The following is a 19,806-nucleotide window of genomic DNA, read 5'->3' as shown; positions in this document are numbered from 1 at the left end:
TTGCTCACACCCTACCCGGCGGTATCAGTCGGCATCATAGGCTGCGGCCAGAAGCTGCACCGCCTCCGCGAACGATGCCCCCTGGGCCTTCGCGGCTGCCGCATATTGGGCGGCGACTTCGGCCAAAGCGCCCCACCGGTCGTCGCGGGCGCAGATCACGGTCCCATTGCGGCCCCTGGTGGCAACGACGCCGGCGGCTTCGAGTTCCTTGTAGGCCCGGGCAACAGTGTGGGGCGCAACATCAAGGACCCCGGCAAGGTTCCGCACCGGGGGAAGCTTGGCACCCACGGCCAGGACGCCGGAGTCGGCCAGTTCGATGATCCGCAGCCTCAACTGCTCGAACAGGGCAACCCCGCTGTTGGTGTTCGGACGCCAGTTTCCAGGAAACTCACCGTTGCCGGTCATTGCGGGCACCGGCAGGGCGGCACCTGGGCGGCGGTGCCTTGATCAGCGAAACGTCCTTGGTCCATGCCGAAAATTAGACCAGCGTCGAAGTGCCGGGACAAGCTGTGACGGCTCGCGGGAAAGCGTACGGCGCTGTTGCCTGTCACGGATTCCTCTGTGCCACGGCGAAGATCCGCCTGAACGGAAACACGGTGCCATGCTTCGATGGAGGGTAGGCCTGACGCAGCATAGCGGCGTATTCGTGCTCGAATTCGGCTCCCTCGGCCGGAGACAGGGCTGCCAGTACCGGCCGGAGTCCAGTGCCCCGCACCCAATCAAGGACAGGGTCCCCGCCCGGGAGCACCTGCAGGTAGGTCGTTTCCCAAGCGTCAGCCGTGCAACCGGCGTCGAGCATGATGTTCAGGTAGTCAGCAGGGCTGCCGACGGCGTCGTGCCGCAGTACCCCGGCCAGGCGCGGCGCCCAGGCGGGCGAGTCGGCGAGTTCACGCATCAGGGTGTGAGACGGCGAGGTGAAATTGCCGGGGACCTGCAAGGCAAACCAGGCCCCTGGCTGCAAAGCGCGCAACCAGGAAGCCAGCATTTCCTGATGGCCGGGGACCCATTGGAGTGCTGCATTGGTGACGACGACGTCCACGTCCGGCTCCGGCTGCCAATCGGCAATATCGCCGTGCTGGAAGCCGAGGCGGCCGGGCTCGACCAGCGCGGCAGCTTTGGACAGCATTTCGGCAGACGAATCGATCCCCGTCACCCGTGCTTCCGGCCAACGCCTTCCCAAGGTGGCGGTAAGGTTGCCGGGCCCGCATCCAAGGTCCACCACCCGGGTGGGGTCATCGGCCCGGATCCGGGCAACGAGGTCATGGAAGGGACGGTCACGATGGTCACCGAACTGGACGTATCTACTGGGATCCCACTTCATTCGACAACCCTTCAGGCAAGCTCCGGACCGGGTACTGCTGACCTGAGCGAGCCTAGTGCGTCCGGGCACTAAGCTGGAAACCAATGAAACTTCCAGAGCAGCTTCCAGCTTCCACCGGCGCCGGGCCCCTCGACCCTGACGAGATCTACACGCGGTTTGTCGAATGGACGGAGAGCCGCGGGTTGCAGCTCTATCCCGCTCAGGACGAGGCCATCATGGAACTCGCCGCAGGCAACAACGTCATCCTGGCGACGCCCACGGGTTCAGGAAAGTCGCTGGTGGCGATCGCGGCCCACTTCGAGGCCATGGCCCGGGGCCAACGAAGCTACTACACCGCTCCCATCAAAGCGCTTGTCTCCGAGAAATTCTTTGCCCTCTGCGAGATTTTCGGCGCGGAGAACGTCGGCATGATCACCGGCGATTCCGGGGTCAACCAGGACGCCCCCATCATTTGCTGCACGGCCGAAATCCTGGCCAACACCGCGCTGCGCGAGGGGGCGGCTGCGGAACTTGGCTCAGTGGTGATGGACGAGTTCCACTTCTACTCCGACCCGCAACGCGGCTGGGCGTGGCAGGTGCCGCTGCTGGAACTGCCGCAGGCACAGTTCCTGCTGATGTCCGCCACCTTGGGCGACGTCACCCGGTTCGAGCGCGGCCTGACGGAGTTGACCGGGCGGCCCACAACCACCGTGAGCTCGGCGGAGCGGCCCATCCCGCTGCATTACTACTACCACGTCACCCCCGTCCACGAGACCTTGGAGGAGTTGCTCTCCACCAAGCAGGTGCCGGTCTATGTGGTGCACTTCAGCCAGGCGGAAGCGATCGAGCGCGCGCAGAACCTGATGAGCATCAACATGTGCAGCCGCGAAGAAAAGGACCGCATCGCCGAGCTGATCGCGAACTTCCGGTTCGCGGCCGGCTTCGGGAAGACCTTGAACCGCCTTGTCCGCCACGGAATCGGGGTGCACCACGCGGGAATGCTCCCCAAGTACCGCCGGCTCGTGGAGCAGTTGGCCCAGGCCGGACTCTTGAAAGTCATCTGCGGCACGGACACCCTGGGCGTCGGTATCAACGTCCCTATCCGCACGGTGCTGCTCACCGCTTTGAGCAAGTACGACGGCGTTCGCACCAGGCTGCTTAACTCCCGCGAGTTCCACCAGATTGCCGGCCGTGCGGGCCGGGCCGGGTACGACACCGCCGGGACAGTGGTGGTGCAGGCTCCGGACCACGTTGTCGAGAACACAAAGGCCATGGCCAAGGCGACCGCGAAGTTCGGCAACGACCAGAAGAAGCTCCGCCAAGTGGTGAAGAAGAAGCCGCCTGAAGGTTTTGTCTCCTGGGGGGAACCGACATTCAACAAACTGGTGGAATCGACGCCGGAACCGCTGAGCTCGAGCTTTACGGTCACCCACGCAATGCTGTTGAACCTGCTGGAACGGCCGGGCGACCCCTTCCTGGCGACGCGCCGGTTGCTGACGGAGAACCACGAAACCAGGGCATCCCAGCTCAAGCTCATGAAGAAGGCTTTGGGTATCTACCGCGAACTGCTGGCGGCAGGTGTCGTTGAGCGCGTTCCTCCCGGGGAACAGGACGCTGAGGGCCGTTCCGTGCGGCTGACGGTCCATCTGCAGCCCAACTTTGCCCTCAACCAGCCTCTCTCCCCCTTCGCGCTGGCTGCCTTGGAGCTGCTCGATCCGGAGTCGCCGTCGTACGCCTTGGACGTCGTCTCGGTCATCGAGGCCACGCTTGAGAAGCCGCGCCAGATCCTTTCTGCCCAGCAGAAGAAGGCCCGCGGCGAGGCCGTCGCAGCCATGAAGGCGGATGGCATCGAGTACGACCAACGCATGGCCATGCTGGAGGAAGTCACGTACCCGATGCCCCTTGCCGGAATTCTGGGCGAGGCCTTTGAGGTCTACCGCAAGGCGGCACCGTGGGTGGGTGACTTCGAGTTGGCGCCCAAGTCGGTCATTCGCGATATGTACGAGCGCGCCATGAATTTCGGCGAGTTCGTCCAGTTCTATGGCCTGGCACGTTCCGAAGGGATCGTCCTGCGGTACCTCGCCGACGGCTTCCGGGCCCTGCGGCAGACCGTACCCCAGGACGTGCTGCGGGAGGACCTCGAAGACCTCATCGCATGGTTGGGGGAACTGGTCCGCCAGGTGGACTCGAGCCTCCTTGACGAATGGGAGGAACTGACGGCCGGGCTGGCTCCGACGCCGCATGATGCTCCCCCGCCGCCTCCGCCGTCGTTGACATCCAACGCCAGGGCATTCCGGGTGATGGTGCGCAACGAAATGTTCCGCAGGGTGGAGCTGTTTGCTGACGAAGACTCGGCCGCCTTGGGCGAACTCGACGGCGAGGGCGGTTGGGACGGCGATCGCTGGGAAGAAGTCCTGGACGACTACTTCGACGAACACGACGACATTGGAACAGGTCCCGATGCCCGCGGACCCGGGTTGCTGATCATCACCGAGGAACCCGGGAAGTGGCTCGTCCGCCAAATCTTTGACGACCCCGCCCGCAACCACGACTGGGGTATCTCGGCGGAAGTCGACCTCCAGGCCTCCGATGAAACGGGAACCGCCGTGGTCCGCGTGACCGACGCCGGCCGCTTGTAGCGGGTCATAGCGAAGAGGCGCGAATGCATCCTGTTCCCAACCTGGCCGACAGCCTCCGTACACTGGAGGCCGTCAAGGACGTGCCTGTTGCGGAATGGTCCGGGCCGCGCCTGTGGTGGCGCGGGCCCTTGGATGTGGAGGGCCTCGCCATTGGGTCGGTCCAGGCTGCGGCGACCGCCCTCAACGCCTTGACAGGCACGTCGGCCTATTCGGTCCCGTCAGCGGGGACCGCAGCCGCCTTTGACTCGCTGCGGCACTTGCGGATCGCCGGAAAGCAGCCGGAAGGTTTCGCGCCCCTCTCCGGCTTCCGTCCGACGTCGGACGGTTGGGTCAGGTTGCATGCCAACTATCCGCACCACGCGGCCAGGCTTTTGCAGGCCCTTTGCGTTTCCTCAACCGCCGACGTCGGCCCCGCCTTGAGGGAGCTGACAGCGTCGGAAGCGGAATCAGTGATTACCGCCAAAGGCGGCGTTGCCGCGGCTGTTCGAACCCGAGCGGAATGGACCCGCTCCCCCATGCACCAGGCGGCAAGCCGCGGTCCCTGGATCGCGCTGAGGGAGTCCGGGGGATCCTCAGGGGAACGCCGCTGGGTGCCGGGGGGCGATGCCGCCCGTCCGTTGAAGGGCTTGAGGGTCCTCGACCTGACACGGGTCATAGCGGGACCAACGGCCACCCGGCTCCTCGCCGCGCTGGGGGCGGACGTCCTCCGGATCGACCCGCCCGGACTTCCCGAACTTCCCGATGCGTTCCTCGATTGCGGATTCGACAAACGAAGCGTCGTGGCGGACTTCTCGGTGCCTTCGGTTCTGGACGAGGTGCGCGCTGTGGTGGCACGGGCCGACGTCGTGGTCACAGGCTACCGATCCGGAAGCCTGGAGCGCTTCGGACTGGGAACGGGTGATCTGGCACGGGACAATGGTGGACTGGTGGTGGCGACGCTTAACGCCTGGGGTGCCGGTCCGTGGCAGGAGCGCCGGGGTTTCGACAGTATTGTCCAAGCCGCCTGTGGCATCGCTGCTGACTACGGAAGCGACGGCGACGCCGGATGGCGGCCGGGTGCGCTTCCGGTCCAGGCGTTGGACCACGCAACGGGCTACGGCCTGGCAGCGGCCATTCTGGGATTGCTTGCCGAACGGACCCGCACGGGCCGGGGCGGTGTGGCCACGATGTCGCTGGTCCGCACCGCTGAGGAGCTTTTCGGGGCCGGACTCCTTCCGGCCCAGGTTCCCGGCCACAAGCCGGCGTCACTGCCGGAGCCACTGCCGGAACCTGGATACCACGGGATGGAGAGCGTCCACGGCCATCTCCGGTTCGTCGGTCCGCCGCTGCTGGCCGACGGTGTTCCTGTCAGTTACACCCGCGCGCCTGTGGCCTATGGCTCGTCACAGCTCTTGTGGGGCAAGGCCTGAGCTTTGCGGCATCAGGCACCCGGGGCCGGGCGCTAGTAAGCTCGGAACCATGAGTGTAATCCGCCCCGCAACCGCTGATGATGTCCCCGCGATCCTTGGCATGATCCATGACCTCGCCATCTACGAAAAAGAACCGGACGCCGTCAAGAACACGCCCGAAAAACTCACCGAGGTCCTCTTCGGAGACAACCCCGGGGTGTTCGCAAACATGGCAGAGAACGCGGCCGGCGAGGTCCAGGGATTTGCCCTGTGGTTCTTGAACTATTCGACGTGGGAGGGCGTCCACGGCATCTATCTCGAGGACCTCTATGTCCGGCCCGAAGCCCGTGGCGAGGGCCACGGAAAGGCGCTGCTGCAGTACCTGGCCGCTACCGCCGTCGAACGCGGATACGCACGCGTGGAGTGGAGCGTCCTGGACTGGAATGAACCGTCCATCAAGTTCTACAAGAAGCTGGGCGCGCTACCCATGGAGGAGTGGTCCACGTTCCGCCTGACGGGCGAAGCCCTTCATACTTTCGGATCGGCAGCCGGGGCGCCGGACAGGGCGTTGGCGCGTGGCTGAACTGCACAGCATCCGCGCAAGGCACGAGTTCCGGGGCCTCCGCACCGTGGAACACTTCTTCACGGTGCCCCTTGACCATGGCCCGGTGGAGGCTTGGGCGGGCCATAACGGCCGCGAGGCAATCCCTGGCGAAGAGTCCATCACGGTCTTCGCCCGCGAGTACACCTCCACGGAACACTCGGCGGAGGACGCGGCACGCTTGCCCTGGCTTTTGTACCTTCAGGGTGGACCGGGCGGACGCGGCAACCGGGTAACCTCCCTGTCCGGCTGGATGAAGGCTGCGGCCAAGGATTTTCGCATCCTGATGCTGGACCAGCGCGGTACCGGCCTGTCCACGCCCATTGAATTCCAATCGTTGGCACGTCGCGGAGACGCAGAGCGGCAGGCCGAGTACCTGGCGCACTTCCGGGCTGACTCGATCGTGGCCGATGCCGAGATGATTCGCCGGATCCTCGGGGCGGAACCTTGGACGGTGCTGGGCCAAAGCTTCGGCGGATTCTGCGCACTCACTTACCTGTCCTTTGCACCGGAGGGACTTCGTGATGTCCTTATCACCGGCGGCCTCGCTCCCCTCCAAGGGCCGGCCGAACGGGTGTACCGTGCTACCTTCCGTCGCGTTGCCGCGCGCAACGCCGAATACTTCGCCTGGTACCCCGAAGACCGCGGGCGTATTACCCGGATCATGCGCCATCTGGCGGACCAACCAGAGCATCTGGCCAGCGGCGAGCGGCTCACCCCGGAAAGGTTCCAGATGGTGGGCTCATTCCTCGGTGGCAACACGCGGGTAGATGCCCTGCATTACCTCCTGGAGGACGCGTTCATCGAAACAGCCACGGGACCCCGTCTGTCAGAAGCGTTCCTTGAGCAGGTCCGTTCGCTTGTGAGCCGTGCCGGCAACCCGCTGTACGCCGTACTGCACGAGTCCATCTACGCGCAGGGCGAGGCCACCAAGTGGGCAGCCTGGCGGGTCCTGGAGGAGTACCCGGAGTTCGAATCCTCCGCGGACGAACCCCTTCTCACCGGCGAAATGGTCTATCCCTGGTACTTCGTGCAGGATCCTGCGCTTGTGCCTTTCCAACCGGTCGCGGAGTTGCTTGCCAGCAAGGCGGACTGGGGTCCCCTCTATGACACGCAGAGGCTCGCGACGAACACTGTTCCTGTAGCCGCCGCGGTGTATCAGGACGACATTTACGTGGACCACGCATTATCCATGGAGACTGCGTCGGCGGTACGGGGCCTCCAGCCTTGGGTGACCGATGCCTTCCACCACGACGGTATCGGCGAAGACGGCGAAGGCATATTCCGGCGCCTGTTGGGGCTGGTCCGTCCCGGCAGCTGATAAGCCGCGGAGTTGCTTCACCTAGGCGGAGGTGGCCGACTTCCGACGGGTCGCAGCGGTGACCGCGAACGCGAGCACCGCTGCGGCCAGCACGCCCCCGGCTGTATTGAGGCCCTGATACCCGGCCGAGGCCAGGACCAGGCCTGACGTCGCGCCGCCCAAAGCCCCGGCAGCACCCATGAGAGTGTCAGAGACACCCTGTACGGTTACCCGTTGGCTTTCCGGGACGCTTTCGGCAAGGAGCGTGGAGCCTGCGATCGTGGCACCCGACCAGCCAAGCCCCAGCAGGATCAGGCCTACGGTCACCAGCGACGGCTCATGCTGGCCCAATCCGGCGACGACGACGGCGACGAGCAGCAGCCCGTGTCCCGCGATGATGCTCGCATAGCGGCCCGCTTTGTCAGTAAGCCAACCCCAGACCGGGGACAACGCGAACATACCGGCAATGTGGAGGGAAATAGTCAACCCGATCACTACCAGGGCGTCGGTGCTGTCGCTCACCGAGGCGTGCTGGTGCCCGGACGCAGTGGAGGTTCCTGCGATGAGTTGCTGCAAGTGCAGGGGCGTCATGGACATGACGGCGACCATGACGCCGTGGGCAGTAACCACTGCGCAGAGTGCCAAAAGGGCCGGTCGCGACGCGCGGATTGCGGCCAATCCCGAACGGACGGTACCCCGGGCCGGGGGAAGGGCGCTTTTTGACCCTTCCGAGGCCAGGCGGCGGGAAAGGAGCAGCGGGTCCGGCCTGAGGCCAAAGAAGAGCAGCGCGGCTGCGAGGAACAAGCCCGCTGCGGAGAAGACGAAAGGGCCGGCAATTGGTGGCATCCCCAGCGCGGTTCCCACCACTGCGCCGGGCTGGATGAGGTTGGGCCCGGCCACTGCACCGATGGTAATCGCCCACACCACAGTGGAGAGCGACCTTCCGCGATGCTCCGCGTCCGCAAGATCGACGGCGGCAAACCTGGCCTGGAGGTTGGCGGCGGTGCCGAGGCCGAGGAAAGCCCCGCCCAGAAGGAGCAGCAGGAACGATCCCGCCACCACTGAAGCCATCATCAGCAGCGCACCGGCCAGTGCAGCAACCAGCCCGGCGACCAACCCCGTCCTTCTCCCCCGCTGCTCTGCGAGCCTGGCAAGTGGCAAGGCGAACACAGCGGCTGAAAGGGTGAGGATGGTGGTGACGGACCCGGCCCAGACTTGCGAGCCGGAAAGGTCGACGGCCAGCAGGGAGCCGATGGACAACGTAGCGCCGTTTCCGATGCCGCTCAAGAGCTGGGCACCGCTGAGCAGGGCAACAGAACGGCGCTGGACCCGTTGCGGATCCAGCGCCGTTGATGAAGTGGTAGTCACCCCAAGAGACTACAGCCAAGCCATGCCTAGTCGGCTTGGCTCATGGACTTCTTTGCATCCTCTTCCAACCGGGCGTCGATCTTTGCCCGCCGTGCCGCCGGGCTGAGCAGGCTGGCGACGACGGCGACGACGATGGTTCCGACGATCACTGCCAGGGAAACGAAGGTCGGAATCTCCGGAGCCCACTCGATGTGCCGGCCGCCGTTGATGAAGGGAAGCTCGTTAACGTGCATGGCGTGCAGGACAAGCTTGACGCCGATGAAAGCGAGAATCACAGACAAAGCGTGCTTCAGGTAGACCAGGCGGGTCATCAGGCCGCCGAGCAGGAAGTACAGCTGGCGCAGGCCCATCAGGGCGAAGATGTTGGCGGTAAACACGATGAAGGCGCTCTGCGTCAGGCCGAAGATTGCCGGAATTGAATCAACGGCAAACAGCAGGTCCGTCATGCCGATCGTGATGAACACGATCAGCATGGGCGTGAAGACCTTCTTGCCGTCCACGGTGGTCCGGAGCTTGCCGCCGTCGAACTTCTCGGACATCGGCAGGACCTTGCGGAGGCGGGCAATCAGCGGGTTCTCGACGTCCTCTTCATCCTCGCCGGAATCCGTCGCTTGCTTCCAGGCCGTCCAGAGAAGGAATGCGCCAAAGATGTAGAAGACCCAGCTGAACTGTTCGATGACCACGGCGCCCAGGGCAATGAAGATACCCCGCAGGACAAGCGCGATGATGATGCCCACCATCAGTACTTCCTGCTGGTACTTCCTGGGTACGGAGAACCTGGCCATGATGATGATGAACACGAAGAGGTTGTCGATGCTGAGACTGTACTCAGTGACCCAACCTGCGACGAACTGGCCGCCGTATTCGGGGCCGGTGAAGTAGAACATGGCACCGGCAAAGACCAAAGCCAAAGCCACATAGAAGGCGACCCACAGGCCGGCTTCCTTCATGGACGGTTCGTGGGGACGCTTGACCACCAAAAGCAGGTCTATGGCCAAGATGATTCCGAGGGCGACGAACGAGCCGACCTCGAACCAGACAGGGAGCTCCATTAAAGAAGGCCTTTCGCAGGGTACGGGAAAATGGTGTAAGTCTCTCCGGCCTGCCGATGCGCTCCAAGGCGCGATGTGGCGGCCCGCTAGGCCCGGCGAGGCATCTGTGCCTTGCGTGTTGACGGACGTAGCGCTTGGGATACTCCCCTACGTTGAGCCAACTTTACCCTAGGCGTGGCCGGCCGACTGCATCTGGCGTAACTCGCGCTTCAACTCCTTGACTTCGTCCCGGATCCGGGCTGCGACTTCGAACTGAAGCTCAGCAGCGGCACCGTGCATTTGTTCCGTGAGCTGTTCGATCAGCCCCACCAGGTCTTCGGCAGGCGCTGCCGCAAGACCGTCCTGGCGGACGGTGTCGGCAGCCTTCGTCGAGGATTTGCCCCGCTTGCCGCCCTTAGCGAGCCTGTTGTTGTTCAGCAGCTCCTGGGTGTCGGCGTCTTCCTTGGCCAGCTGGTCGGTGATATCCGCGATCCTCTTGCGGAGCGGCTGGGGATCGACGCCGTGATCCTTGTTGTACTTCACCTGGATGGCCCTGCGGCGGTTTGTCTCATCGATGGCCTGTGCCATCGAATCAGTGATCTTGTCCGCGTACATGTGCACCTGGCCTGAGACGTTACGCGCCGCACGGCCGATGGTCTGGATCAGGGAGGTGGAGGACCGCAGGAAGCCTTCCTTGTCCGCATCGAGGATGCTCACCAACGACACTTCCGGCAGGTCCAGGCCTTCGCGGAGGAGGTTGATGCCCACCAGGACATCGAAGACACCCATCCTCAGCTCGCGCAGCAGTTCCACGCGGCGCAGGGTATCGACGTCCGAGTGCAGGTACTCCACTTTGACGCCGTGGCCCATGAGGTAGTCCGTCAGGTCCTCGGCCATCCTCTTGGTGAGCGTGGTCACCAGGACGCGCTCGTCCTTGGCGGTTCGAATCCTGATCTCGTCCAGGAGATCGTCAATCTGGCCCTTGGTCGGTTTGACCACCACCTCGGGGTCCACCAGGCCCGTAGGCCGGATGATCTGCTGGACGTACCCGTCCGCCTTGCCGAGCTCGTACTTACCCGGCGTTGCTGACAAGTAGACGGTCTGGCCGATGCGTTCGAGGAACTCGTCCCACTTCAGCGGCCGGTTGTCCATGGCCGAAGGCAAACGGAAACCGAAGTCCACCAGGTTGCGCTTACGGGACATGTCGCCCTCGTACATGGCACCGATCTGGGGGATGGTCACGTGGGACTCATCAACCACCAGCAGGAAGTCATCCGGGAAGTAGTCCAGCAAGCAGTGCGGAGCCGTGCCCGGTTCACGCCCATCAATATGCGCGGAATAGTTTTCGATGCCGTTGCAGAAGCCCATCTGCTGCATCATTTCGAGGTCGTAGGTGGTCCGCATCCGCAGCCTCTGGGCCTCAACAAGCTTGTTTTGGCTTTCAAGGACCTTCAGGCGGTCGGCGAGTTCGTCTTCGATCCTCTTGATGGCCCGGGACATCCGTTCGGGACCGGCAACGTAGTGCGAGGCAGGGAAGACATACATTTCCTCCTCGTCGCGAATAACCTCACCGGTGAGCGGGTGGAGGGTCTGGATGTTCTCGATCTCGTCGCCGAAGAATTCGATCCGCAGCGCCAGTTCCTCGTACATGGGAATGATCTCCACGGTGTCGCCGCGGACCCGGAAGGTCCCGCGGTGGAAGTCCATGTCGTTCCGTGTGTACTGCATCGAGACGAACTTGCGGAGGAGGTGGTCGCGGTTCATCTCAGCGCCCTTGCGCAGCGTGACCATGCCCGCAATGTATTCCTCGGGAGTTCCCAGACCGTAGATGCAGGAAACCGTGGCAACCACAATCACGTCCCTGCGGGTCAGCAGCGCGTTGGTGGCCGAGTGGCGGAGCCTTTCAACTTCCTCGTTAATGGAGGAGTCCTTTTCGATGAAGGTATCCGTCTGCGCTACGTAGGCCTCCGGCTGGTAGTAGTCGTAGTAGGAAACGAAGTACTCCACCGCGTTGTTGGGCAGGAGCTCACGGAACTCGTTGGCCAACTGTGCTGCCAGCGTCTTGTTCTGGACAAGGACCAGCGTGGGTCGCTGTACCTTCTCGATGAGCCAGGCAGTGGTGGCGCTCTTGCCTGTACCGGTGGCCCCCAGGAGGACAACATCCTTTTCGCCGTTGTTGATGCGCTCCGTAAGCTCGGCAATCGCCGCCGGTTGATCGCCGGCAGGCTTATACTCACTGACTACTTCAAACGGTGCGACGACGCGGTTGATTTCCTGGGCAAGGCTCATGAATTCAATCTACCCCCGCCTGCGGACACCTGCTGTCCGGAATAGGCATCTTCAGCCAAGGGAGAACCGTCACATTGCACTCTTCGCAGGCTAGTGGGAATACGGCTCCGGAAGCCAGCCCGTCCGGGCGGCCCACTCCTCCATCAGGGGCCAGGCTACGTCAGTGAACCAAGGTTCCTTCGCTTCCGCGTACCCGTCCGTGCCTGAATCCCCGGCGTACTCGTTAGCGAGCTTGAGTTTGTGGGCTTCATAGAGGGCGCGCCCCTCGGGATCCGCCCTGAGCCAGTCACGGAACATGAGCGCGTAGCGCCACCCCGGTGAGCCGGCGACCCGGACGTGGAGGTTGACCGGCCGTCCGGGGTCGGCATTCGCGTGGAACCGCTTTTGCCAGCCGGCGGGGTCGGGATGGGACGGTTTGGGGGTATCCCCTGTGACGCCGGGAACGGCCGGAAATCCGACGGCGGCAAGGAGCGGTGCGATGCGGTCTGCCGTCTGCAGATCCTTCACCGCAAGTTGCAGGTCAATGACGTCCTTCGCAGGCAGCCCGGGTATGGCGGTGGATCCAACGTGGTCGACGGCAAGGGCATCCAGTACCGCTGCCTTGATGCGGCCGATAAGGCGGTCCGCAGCCGCGCTCCAGTCGGACTGCGGCGCTGCAATAACCGGTCCGGCAGTGCGGGGCGCACGTGTCCCCTGGGTGAGATGGGCGGCGAAGGGCACGAGCCGTTCGTTCCAGAGGGAATCGACTTTGGTGAGCAGCTCTTCCCGGCTGCCGGCGTTGTCAAGGACGACGTCGGCAGCCGCCAGCCGATCATCACGGCCGGCCTGCGCAGCCATCCGGGAGCGGGCGTCCGCGGGCGTCATCGCCCGGTCATCGACCATGCGCTGCACCCTGAGGTCCTCCGGCGCGTCCACCACGACGACCAGGTGGAAGGCACTCCCCTGCCGGGTCTCAACAAGCAGGGGGATGTCCTGCACCACGATGCCCCCCTGGGTCACGCCGGCCAGCATCTCGGCTGCGGCGGCACGGACCAAGGGGTGGATGATGCCGTTGAGCACCTCCCGCCTGGACGGGTCCTGGAACACAATCGCGCCCAGCGCGGGGCGGTCAAGGGTGCCGTCGCTCCGGATCACGTCCGGACCGAAGGCGTCGGCCACCTGGGCCAGGCCGGGCGTGCCGGGTTCCACCACTTGCCGCGCGAGGACATCGGCGTCGATGAGTACTGCTCCCAATTCGCGCAACCGCGACGCCACCAACGACTTCCCTGAGGCGATACCGCCCGTCAACCCGATCTTCAGCACCCCTCCACACTAGACTGAAGCGGTGGAAACCCAGGACGACAGCCGAGCAACCAGCTACACAACCCTGCCGGCCGGGTCCGATTTCCGCCACGAACTCGAGATCCGCCGCTCCCGTTTCATTACGGTGCTCCGCCGTTCGCCGGATGAGGACACTGCCCGGTCCCTGGTGGCCGATCTCCGCCGGGAATTCCACGATGCCCGGCACCATTGCTCCGCCTTCGTCATCGGCCCGGACCGTATGATCCAACGGTCGTCCGATGACGGTGAGCCCTCCGGCACGGCCGGAATTCCCATGCTTGAGGCGCTCATCAAGCGCGAGACGGCGGACGGGGTCACCGACCTGAGCGACGTCAGTGCCGTCGTCGTGCGTTATTTCGGTGGAATCCTGCTGGGAGCGGGCGGCTTGGTCAGGGCCTATTCCGAATCGGTTTCCAAAGCCCTGGACCTTGCTCCCTTGGTGGAACGGAAACGCCTGCGCCTCTGTGACATCGGCGTGCCGCACGCGGACGCCGGACGACTGGAAAACGAACTTCGCAGCGGGGGCTTCGTCATGGCGGAAACGCTGTACGAAGCCCGGCAGGCCGTACTCAGGGTTGCCCTGCCTGACGAGCCCGCCGTACTGGAAGAAGCCCAGGACCGGGTTGCGGCCTTGACGGCGGGTGCCTCGGTGCTGAATCCGCAGGGAACTGAATGGGTTGACGTTCCCCGCTAGGTTCCTGCCTGCCCGCCGGTGCGGAACGGCCGTTGTGCCGCACCACCGTCCGGACGCAGAAGGACCCCCACCGAATGCGGTGGGGGTCCTTCTTGGGCTATTCAGCTCAACCCCGAAGGGCGGGCCGAATTAGTTGCCGGTGAGCTTCTCGCGCAGTGCAGCGAGGGCCTCGTCGGAAGCCAGCGTGCCTGCGTTGGACTCGGCAGCAGCCGGCTCCGAGGAGTAGCTGGTAGCGCCGGAGTCGCCTTCGCCGGACGTTGCAGCAGCGGCGTCGTCAGCAGCGTGCTGTGCAACCTGCTTCTTGTGTGCTTCCCAGCGGGTCTGGGCGTCAGCGTACTGCTGCTCCCAGGCTTCGCGCTGTGCTTCGTAACCCTCGAGCCATTCGTTCGACTCGGGGTCGAAGCCCTCGGGGTACTTGTAGTTGCCCTCTTCGTCGTACTCTGCGGCCATGCCGTACAGAGCGGGATCGAACTCGGTGCTGTCAGCGTCAACGCCCTCGTTGGCCTGCTTGAGGGAGAGGGAGATGCGGCGACGCTCGAGGTCGATGTCGATGACCTTGACGAACAGTTCGTCGCCAACGGAGACAACCTGCTCGGCGAGCTCCACGTGGCGGACAGCCAGCTCGGAGATGTGCACGAGGCCTTCGATGCCGTCTTCGACGCGAACGAACGCACCGAACGGAACCAGCTTGGTGACCTTACCCGGAACAACCTGGCCGAGGGCGTGGGTGCGGGCGAAGGTCTGCCACGGATCTTCCTGCGTAGCCTTGAGCGACAGGGAGACACGCTCGCGGTCCAGATCCACTTCGAGGACCTCGACGGTGACTTCCTGGCCAACCTCGACAACCTCGGACGGGTGGTCGATGTGCTTCCAGGAGAGCTCGGAAACGTGGACGAGGCCGTCTACGCCGCCAAGGTCCACGAAGGCACCGAAGTTGACGATGGAGGAAACGACGCCCGGACGAACCTGGCCCTTTTCCAGCTTGTTGAGGAACGTGGAGCGGACCTCGGACTGGGTCTGCTCGAGCCATGCACGGCGGGAAAGAACAACGTTGTTGCGGTTCTTGTCCAGCTCGATGATCTTGGCTTCGATCTGCTGACCGATGTACGGAGCGAGGTCGCGGACGCGACGCATCTCGACGAGGGATGCCGGCAGGAAGCCGCGCAGTCCGATGTCCAGGATGAGGCCACCCTTGACAACCTCGATGACGGTACCGGTAACGACACCGTCTTCTTCCTTGACCTTCTCGATGTCGCCCCAGGCGCGCTCGTACTGTGCGCGCTTCTTGGAGAGGATCAGACGGCCTTCTTTGTCTTCCTTGGTGAGAACCAGGGCTTCGACCTGATCGCCAACGGCGACAACTTCGCCGGGGTCAACGTCGTGCTTGATGGAAAGCTCGCGGGAAGGGATGACACCTTCGGTCTTGTAACCGATGTCGAGCAGGACTTCGTCGCGGTCGACCTTGACGACAGTACCTTCGACGAGGTCTCCGTCGTTGAAGTACTTGATGGTGGCGTCGACTGCTGCGAGGAAGTCCTCAGCGGTGCCGATGTCGTTGATCGCGACGACGGGGGCACCGGGCTTCTCGGTGGAGGTGATGGTCATGTAGTAGGGGCTCCGTTGTGGATAGTATGTCGGTCAGGCAAACCGCTGCCGCCCGGCTCCGGACGGCAGAACACGGCAAAGTGCCGGGTCATCCTGATTTGTGGATTGTTACAAAATGGCTGCGCGCACGTAGTACACGCCCGTTTATTGTAGTTGATTCTGCAAAGCAGGGTCAAAAGGACGTGTGCGCTTCCCCTAGAAGTGCGTCAGGCAGTGCGCCGGCCGTTCAACCGCGAACAACTGCTGGGCCCGGAAAGCTGCCTTGGGGCTCAGTTCCTTGACGCGGCCGGCCGCAGCCAGCGTGACAGGTGAAACGGCGCCGAGGTAGATCGAAGCCAGGTCGGCCACGTCCAGTTCGAGGTCCGCCTCACGTGCGGTGACCTTGCGTACGGTTGCCGCCGGTTCGCCGTCGGAATCAAGCTCCCAGGTACCGTGCGCATGTCCGAGTGCATCCGCAACCCGCAGGACGAGCTTGTCCGCCGCTGCGTACTGCCGCGCCGACAACGCGGCGGGCACGTCCAGGATGCGCAGCCACAGCATGTCACGGACATCGGAGTCCACCAGGCAGCGGGGATCCTCCATGGCCCATGCCAAAGGATCATGGACCGGTGCTTCCGCCCACATCAGCACATCAACAAGGTCGATGCTCCCCAGGAAGCGCCACAGGTCAAGGTAGGCCGCGTCACTGCCGGCGACGAGATCCACGATTTCCATGGTGTAGGGCTTGGTGTCCCAGCCCTTGAAACGGTAGGAGACGTAGCCGTCAGGAGCGCCGTCGGCACCGTAGTGGAGGGCGCACCGCACAGCGGTGTCCGGTTTGCCGTCATGCCCGATGGAGCCCGACGCCAGGAGGCGGTAATACTCCTGGCGCCCGATGGACCCCGGCGTGGCACGCTGCACACGGTCGAAAATTTGCGGAGCAAGCTCCAGCAGGACAGCAGGATCAGCAACCTCCACCGTCCCCGTCATGCTGCCCCGAAGCCGGAAGCGGGCGCCGGAATCCACCGTGATGTTCCGCTCGTAGGTGGCCACGCCGAAACCGAAGCGTCCGTAGATGCTGCCTTCGGAAGCGGTCAGGGCTGCGATCGCGATGCCGTCGTCCTTTGCGGCTTCCAGGTCCGCGGTGATCATTCCGCGCAGGATGCCTTGGCGCCGGTGGGTTCCCCGGACGGTGACGGCCGTTACCAGGCTTGCCTCCAGTTGCCTGCCAAAGCCGATGTTCAGTGGCTTCCGCATGGTGGCATACGTGGCGACAGGGACGTCTGCGGCGAGGGAATGCGGGGGCACGTCGCCGTTGACGTAAATGCCTGTCAGGGTGCGCTGGTCCGCCTTGTAGGCCGCCAGCGTTTTCCGGATGTAGTCTTCGTCCCGCCGGTTTTGGTGGAACCCGTGGGAGACCGCCTGCACCCATGCGGCGCTACGGTCGAAATCGGCGCTGCCCTGCGTGGCGGCAGCGAATTGGTGGACGGTGTATTTTCCTGGTTTTTCTTCCTTGGGATCAGCCACGCACCCGAGCCTAGCCAGAGCCGAAGGGGCGCGCCAGCCTTCCGGCGGCGCGCCCCTTGGCCGGACCTCTTGGTGGGACGTGCTTAGTGGCCTGCCTCGTACCAGCTGGCACCGATGCCGATCTGGACATCAAGGGGAACCGACAGATCCGCCGCCGCGCCCATCTGCTCGGCTACGAGCTTCTCCACGGCTTCCCGTTCGCCGGGGGCAACTTCCAGCACCAGCTCGTCATGAACCTGCAGCAGCATGCGCGACTTCAGGCCCTGGCCGGCGAGTTCCGCGGCCACGCCGAGCATTGCCCGCTTGATGATGTCTGCTGCCGACCCCTGGATTGGAGAGTTCAAGGCAATGCGTTCGGCCGCTTCGCGGGCCTGACGGTTGGTGCTTGTCAGGTCCGGAAGGTAGCGCCGCCGACCCTCGATGGTTGCCGTGTAGCCGTCCACGCGGGCCTGGTCCACAACGCCCCTCAGGTAATCGCGGACACCGCCGAAGCGGTCGAAGTAGTCCTTCATGAGGGTCCGGGCCTCGTCCACGGAAATCTCCAGTTGCTTGGACAAGCCAAAGGAAGTGAGTCCGTAGGCAAGCCCGTAGGACATCGCCTTGACCTTGGAACGCATGGCGCTCGTGACTTCCGCAGGAGCCACGTTGAAGATTCGTGAACCGACAAAGCGGTGCAGGTCCTCGCCGTCCCGGTACGCCTGGATCAAAGCTTCGTCCCCGGACAAATGCGCCATGATGCGCATCTCAATCTGGGAGTAGTCGGCGGACAGCAGGCATTCGTAGCCGTCGCTGACAACGAAGATGCTGCGCACGCGCCGGCCTTCTTCGCTGCGGACAGGGATGTTCTGCAGATTGGGGTTGTTGGAGGAGATGCGGCCCGTTGCTGCGATGTTCTGGGCATAGGTGGTGTGGATCCTGCCATCCTCCGCCACGGACTTCTTCAGCGTCTCCACCATCTGGGCGAGCTTGGACGATTCACGGTGCGCCATGAGCTGGACCAGGAATTCGTGCCCGGTCTTCTCCAACAGGGCCTTCAGCGAAGCGGCATCGGTGGTGTACCCCGACTTGATCTTCTTGGTCTTGGGCAGCCCGAGTTCCTCGAACAGGACTGTTTGCAGCTGCTTGGGCGAACCAAGGTTGACTTCATGTCCGATCGCCGCGAAGGCCTGTTCCTGGGCGTTCTCGATCACCTTGGTGAGATCGGCGAGCTGCTCATTCATCCGGTCCATGGAGACGTAGATGCCGGTGAGCTCCATCTGCGCCAGGACGCGGGCCACGGGAAGTTCCAGCGTGGTCAGGAGGGCATCGGCCTTCCGCTCGGCAAGTTCCTTCTCGAAGTGCTTGCTGAGGGCATGCACGACGGCGGCATGCTGGACCAGCGCTGCGGCGGCAGCCTGGTCGCCGGCGAGGTCCAGCTCCAGTTGGCCGGAAGGCGCAGCCACGGGGCCTAGGGTGATCTTCAGGTGGACCTGGGCCAGCTCGGCGAGATCGTAGCTGCGGCGGTCCGGCTGGATGAGGTAGCCGGAGATGGAGGTGTCATCCACCACTCCCTCCAGTCCCAGTCCCCTGTTGTGCAGTGCTTTCAGCGCGGCTTTGAACTCGTGGACCACCTTGGCTTCCTCAGGGTCCTGCAGCCACGTTGCAAGCACTGATTCGGCGGCGGCGTCCAAGGAGGTCAGCTCGATGAAGGCGGCACCGTTGTTGCGGACTACGGCAACCGCAGCAGCGTCCTCGCCGATGCGGCCCGGAATCTGCTGGATTGCGAGGGCGGAGCGGACACCCGATCCGGCCGCAAAGAACTCTTCCAAAGCGGCCGCGTCGGTGAGCGTGTTGAATTCGGGAGCCTCGATGGTGTCCGGCGCTGCACCTGCGGTGTCGTCGCCGTAGAGGTCGAAAAGGCGGGTGCGGAGCGTGCGGAACTCGAGTTCCTCGAACAGCTCCTCAATGGCTTGCCGGTCCGGGCGCGGCTCATGGAGGTCCGCCAGTGATACGGGCAGTTCCAGATCCGTGAGCAACTGGTTGAGCCTGCGGTTGCGCTTGACGTTCTCGACGTTCTCCTTGAGGGCGCCGCCAACCTTGCCGCCGATGGAATCGAGGTTCTCGAGGATTCCCTCCAGGCCGCCGTAGAGGTTGATCCATTTTGCCGCCGTCTTGGGGCCGACGCCGGGCACGCCCGGAAGGTTGTCCGCGGATTCGCCCACCAGCGCGGCGAGGTCAGAGTAGAAAGCCGGTTTGACGAAGTACTTTTCCTCGATGGCTGCAGCATCGAGTTTGGGAATGTTGCTGACTCCCTGCTTGGGATAAAGCACGAAGACGTTGTCATTGATCAACTGGAAGGAATCCCGGTCTCCGGAGACCAGGAGCACCTCGAAACCCTCGGTGTCGGCCTGGGCGGCGAGGGTTGCGAGGATGTCGTCGGCTTCGTAGCCGGGCAGGGCTATGGTCTTGATTCCCCATGCTCCCATCACCCGGGCGATGAGGCCGATCTGGCCTTGGAATTCGGGCGGTGTGGCGTTGCGTCCACCCTTGTATTCGCTGTATTCGGCCTTCCGGAACGTGGTGTCGTCGGAGACATCGAACGCCACTGCCACGTGCGTGGGCTTCTGGTCCTTGATGAGGTTGATCAGCATGGACGTGAATCCGTGGACTGCGTTGGTGTGCTGCCCCCGGGCGGTGGAGAAGTTCTCCGCAGGGAGCGCGTAGAAGGCGCGGAAGGCCATGGAGTGGCCATCCAGGACCAGCAGCCTGGGCCGCTCCTCCCCCGT

14 protein-coding genes are annotated in these 19,806 nt (G+C 64.0%); 5 read left to right on the top strand and 9 right to left on the bottom strand.

Going from position 1 to position 19,806, the window contains the following annotated elements; translation table 11 throughout:
* Positions 1-24: 24 nt before the first annotated feature.
* Positions 25-405, bottom strand: a complete 381-nt coding sequence (locus tag QN084_RS21815) for a GntR family transcriptional regulator (RefSeq protein WP_021470399.1) — start codon at positions 403-405, stop codon at positions 25-27.
* A 142-nt stretch (positions 406-547) separates the two neighbouring features.
* Positions 548-1,321 (bottom strand): trans-aconitate 2-methyltransferase, encoded by a 774-nt coding sequence (locus tag QN084_RS21810; protein WP_069694395.1) that lies wholly within the window; start codon positions 1,319-1,321, stop codon positions 548-550.
* A gap of 83 nt (positions 1,322-1,404) precedes the next feature.
* Here QN084_RS21810 and QN084_RS21805 point away from each other — a divergent pair, with 83 nt between their 5' ends.
* From QN084_RS21805 to QN084_RS21790, 4 genes are read left to right on the top strand one after another with little or no spacing between them, the layout of a single operon-like run.
* Positions 1,405-3,939: a DEAD/DEAH box helicase gene (locus tag QN084_RS21805; protein ID WP_069694394.1), complete on the top strand. Its 2,535-nt coding sequence runs from the start codon at positions 1,405-1,407 to the stop codon at positions 3,937-3,939.
* Positions 3,940-3,962: 23 nt separating this feature from the next.
* The gene (locus QN084_RS21800; protein ID WP_069694393.1) at positions 3,963-5,348 is read left to right on the top strand and encodes a CoA transferase; all 1,386 of its coding nucleotides are present in this window, start codon (positions 3,963-3,965) and stop codon (positions 5,346-5,348) included.
* A 49-nt stretch (positions 5,349-5,397) separates the two neighbouring features.
* Positions 5,398-5,910 (top strand): GNAT family N-acetyltransferase, encoded by a 513-nt coding sequence (locus tag QN084_RS21795; protein ID WP_069694392.1) that lies wholly within the window; start codon positions 5,398-5,400, stop codon positions 5,908-5,910.
* Positions 5,903-7,249 (top strand): alpha/beta fold hydrolase, encoded by a 1,347-nt coding sequence (locus QN084_RS21790; protein WP_069694391.1) that lies wholly within the window; start codon positions 5,903-5,905, stop codon positions 7,247-7,249. Before QN084_RS21795 ends, QN084_RS21790 begins: the two co-directional genes overlap by 8 nt.
* 21 nt (positions 7,250-7,270) lie before the next feature.
* Here the strand turns inward: QN084_RS21790 and QN084_RS21785 are convergent, their stop codons facing one another.
* From QN084_RS21785 to coaE, 4 genes are all read right to left on the bottom strand, one after another.
* Entirely contained in the window at positions 7,271-8,596 is a 1,326-nt protein-coding gene (locus tag QN084_RS21785) for an MFS transporter (RefSeq protein ID WP_062096836.1), read from the bottom strand.
* Positions 8,597-8,622: 26 nt separating this feature from the next.
* Entirely contained in the window at positions 8,623-9,648 is a 1,026-nt protein-coding gene (locus QN084_RS21780; RefSeq protein ID WP_021470392.1) for a TerC family protein, read from the bottom strand.
* Positions 9,649-9,816: 168 nt separating this feature from the next.
* On the bottom strand, positions 9,817-11,916 hold the full coding sequence (gene uvrB, locus QN084_RS21775; RefSeq protein ID WP_069694390.1) for an excinuclease ABC subunit UvrB: 2,100 nt from the start codon (positions 11,914-11,916) through the stop codon (positions 9,817-9,819).
* 90 nt (positions 11,917-12,006) lie between these two features.
* Entirely contained in the window at positions 12,007-13,218 is a 1,212-nt protein-coding gene (gene coaE, locus QN084_RS21770) for a dephospho-CoA kinase (protein ID WP_069694389.1), read from the bottom strand.
* 22 nt (positions 13,219-13,240) lie between these two features.
* On the opposite strand from coaE, the gene QN084_RS21765 reads away from it, so the two are divergent.
* Positions 13,241-13,930, top strand: a complete 690-nt coding sequence (locus tag QN084_RS21765) for an IMPACT family protein (protein ID WP_021470389.1) — start codon at positions 13,241-13,243, stop codon at positions 13,928-13,930.
* Positions 13,931-14,059: 129 nt separating this feature from the next.
* On the opposite strand, the gene rpsA is transcribed toward QN084_RS21765, so the two are convergent.
* The 3 genes from rpsA to polA form a co-directional block, all read right to left on the bottom strand.
* The gene (gene rpsA / locus QN084_RS21760) at positions 14,060-15,535 is read right to left on the bottom strand and encodes a 30S ribosomal protein S1 (protein WP_285750798.1); all 1,476 of its coding nucleotides are present in this window, start codon (positions 15,533-15,535) and stop codon (positions 14,060-14,062) included.
* Positions 15,536-15,730: 195 nt separating this feature from the next.
* Complete coding sequence (locus tag QN084_RS21755; RefSeq protein WP_069694388.1) at positions 15,731-17,041, bottom strand: GNAT family N-acetyltransferase; 1,311 nt, start codon at positions 17,039-17,041, stop codon at positions 15,731-15,733.
* An 83-nt stretch (positions 17,042-17,124) separates the two neighbouring features.
* Positions 17,125-19,761 carry a DNA polymerase I gene (polA, locus tag QN084_RS21750; RefSeq protein WP_069694387.1) on the bottom strand — a complete coding sequence of 879 codons (2,637 nt, stop codon included), beginning with the start codon at positions 19,759-19,761 and terminating at the stop codon, positions 17,125-17,127.
* Between the last annotated feature and the right edge of the window lie 45 nt (positions 19,762-19,806).

Origin of the sequence: Paenarthrobacter sp. R1, assembly GCF_030264015.1 — a bacterium.
GTDB lineage: Bacteria > Actinomycetota > Actinomycetes > Actinomycetales > Micrococcaceae > Arthrobacter > Arthrobacter ureafaciens.
Note: the sequence above shows the minus strand (reverse complement) of the source record. Positions and strands in the feature narration are given on the sequence as shown.

Bases quoted from the DNA above. Each gene is read 5' to 3' on its own strand.
- QN084_RS21795 (WP_069694392.1), top strand. From the start codon at position 5,398: ATGAGTGTAATCCGCCCCGCAACCGCTGATGATGTCCCCGCGATCCTT.
- polA (WP_069694387.1), bottom strand. From the start codon at position 19,761: ATGGCCTTCCGCGCCTTCTACGCGCTCCCTGCGGAGAACTTCTCCACC.
- QN084_RS21810 (WP_069694395.1), bottom strand. From the start codon at position 1,321: ATGAAGTGGGATCCCAGTAGATACGTCCAGTTCGGTGACCATCGTGAC.
- QN084_RS21800 (WP_069694393.1), top strand. From the start codon at position 3,963: ATGCATCCTGTTCCCAACCTGGCCGACAGCCTCCGTACACTGGAGGCC.
- QN084_RS21805 (WP_069694394.1), top strand. From the start codon at position 1,405: ATGAAACTTCCAGAGCAGCTTCCAGCTTCCACCGGCGCCGGGCCCCTC.
- rpsA (WP_285750798.1), bottom strand. From the start codon at position 15,535: ATGACCATCACCTCCACCGAGAAGCCCGGTGCCCCCGTCGTCGCGATC.
- QN084_RS21780 (WP_021470392.1), bottom strand. From the start codon at position 9,648: ATGGAGCTCCCTGTCTGGTTCGAGGTCGGCTCGTTCGTCGCCCTCGGA.
- uvrB (WP_069694390.1), bottom strand. From the start codon at position 11,916: ATGAGCCTTGCCCAGGAAATCAACCGCGTCGTCGCACCGTTTGAAGTA.
- QN084_RS21815 (WP_021470399.1), bottom strand. From the start codon at position 405: ATGACCGGCAACGGTGAGTTTCCTGGAAACTGGCGTCCGAACACCAAC.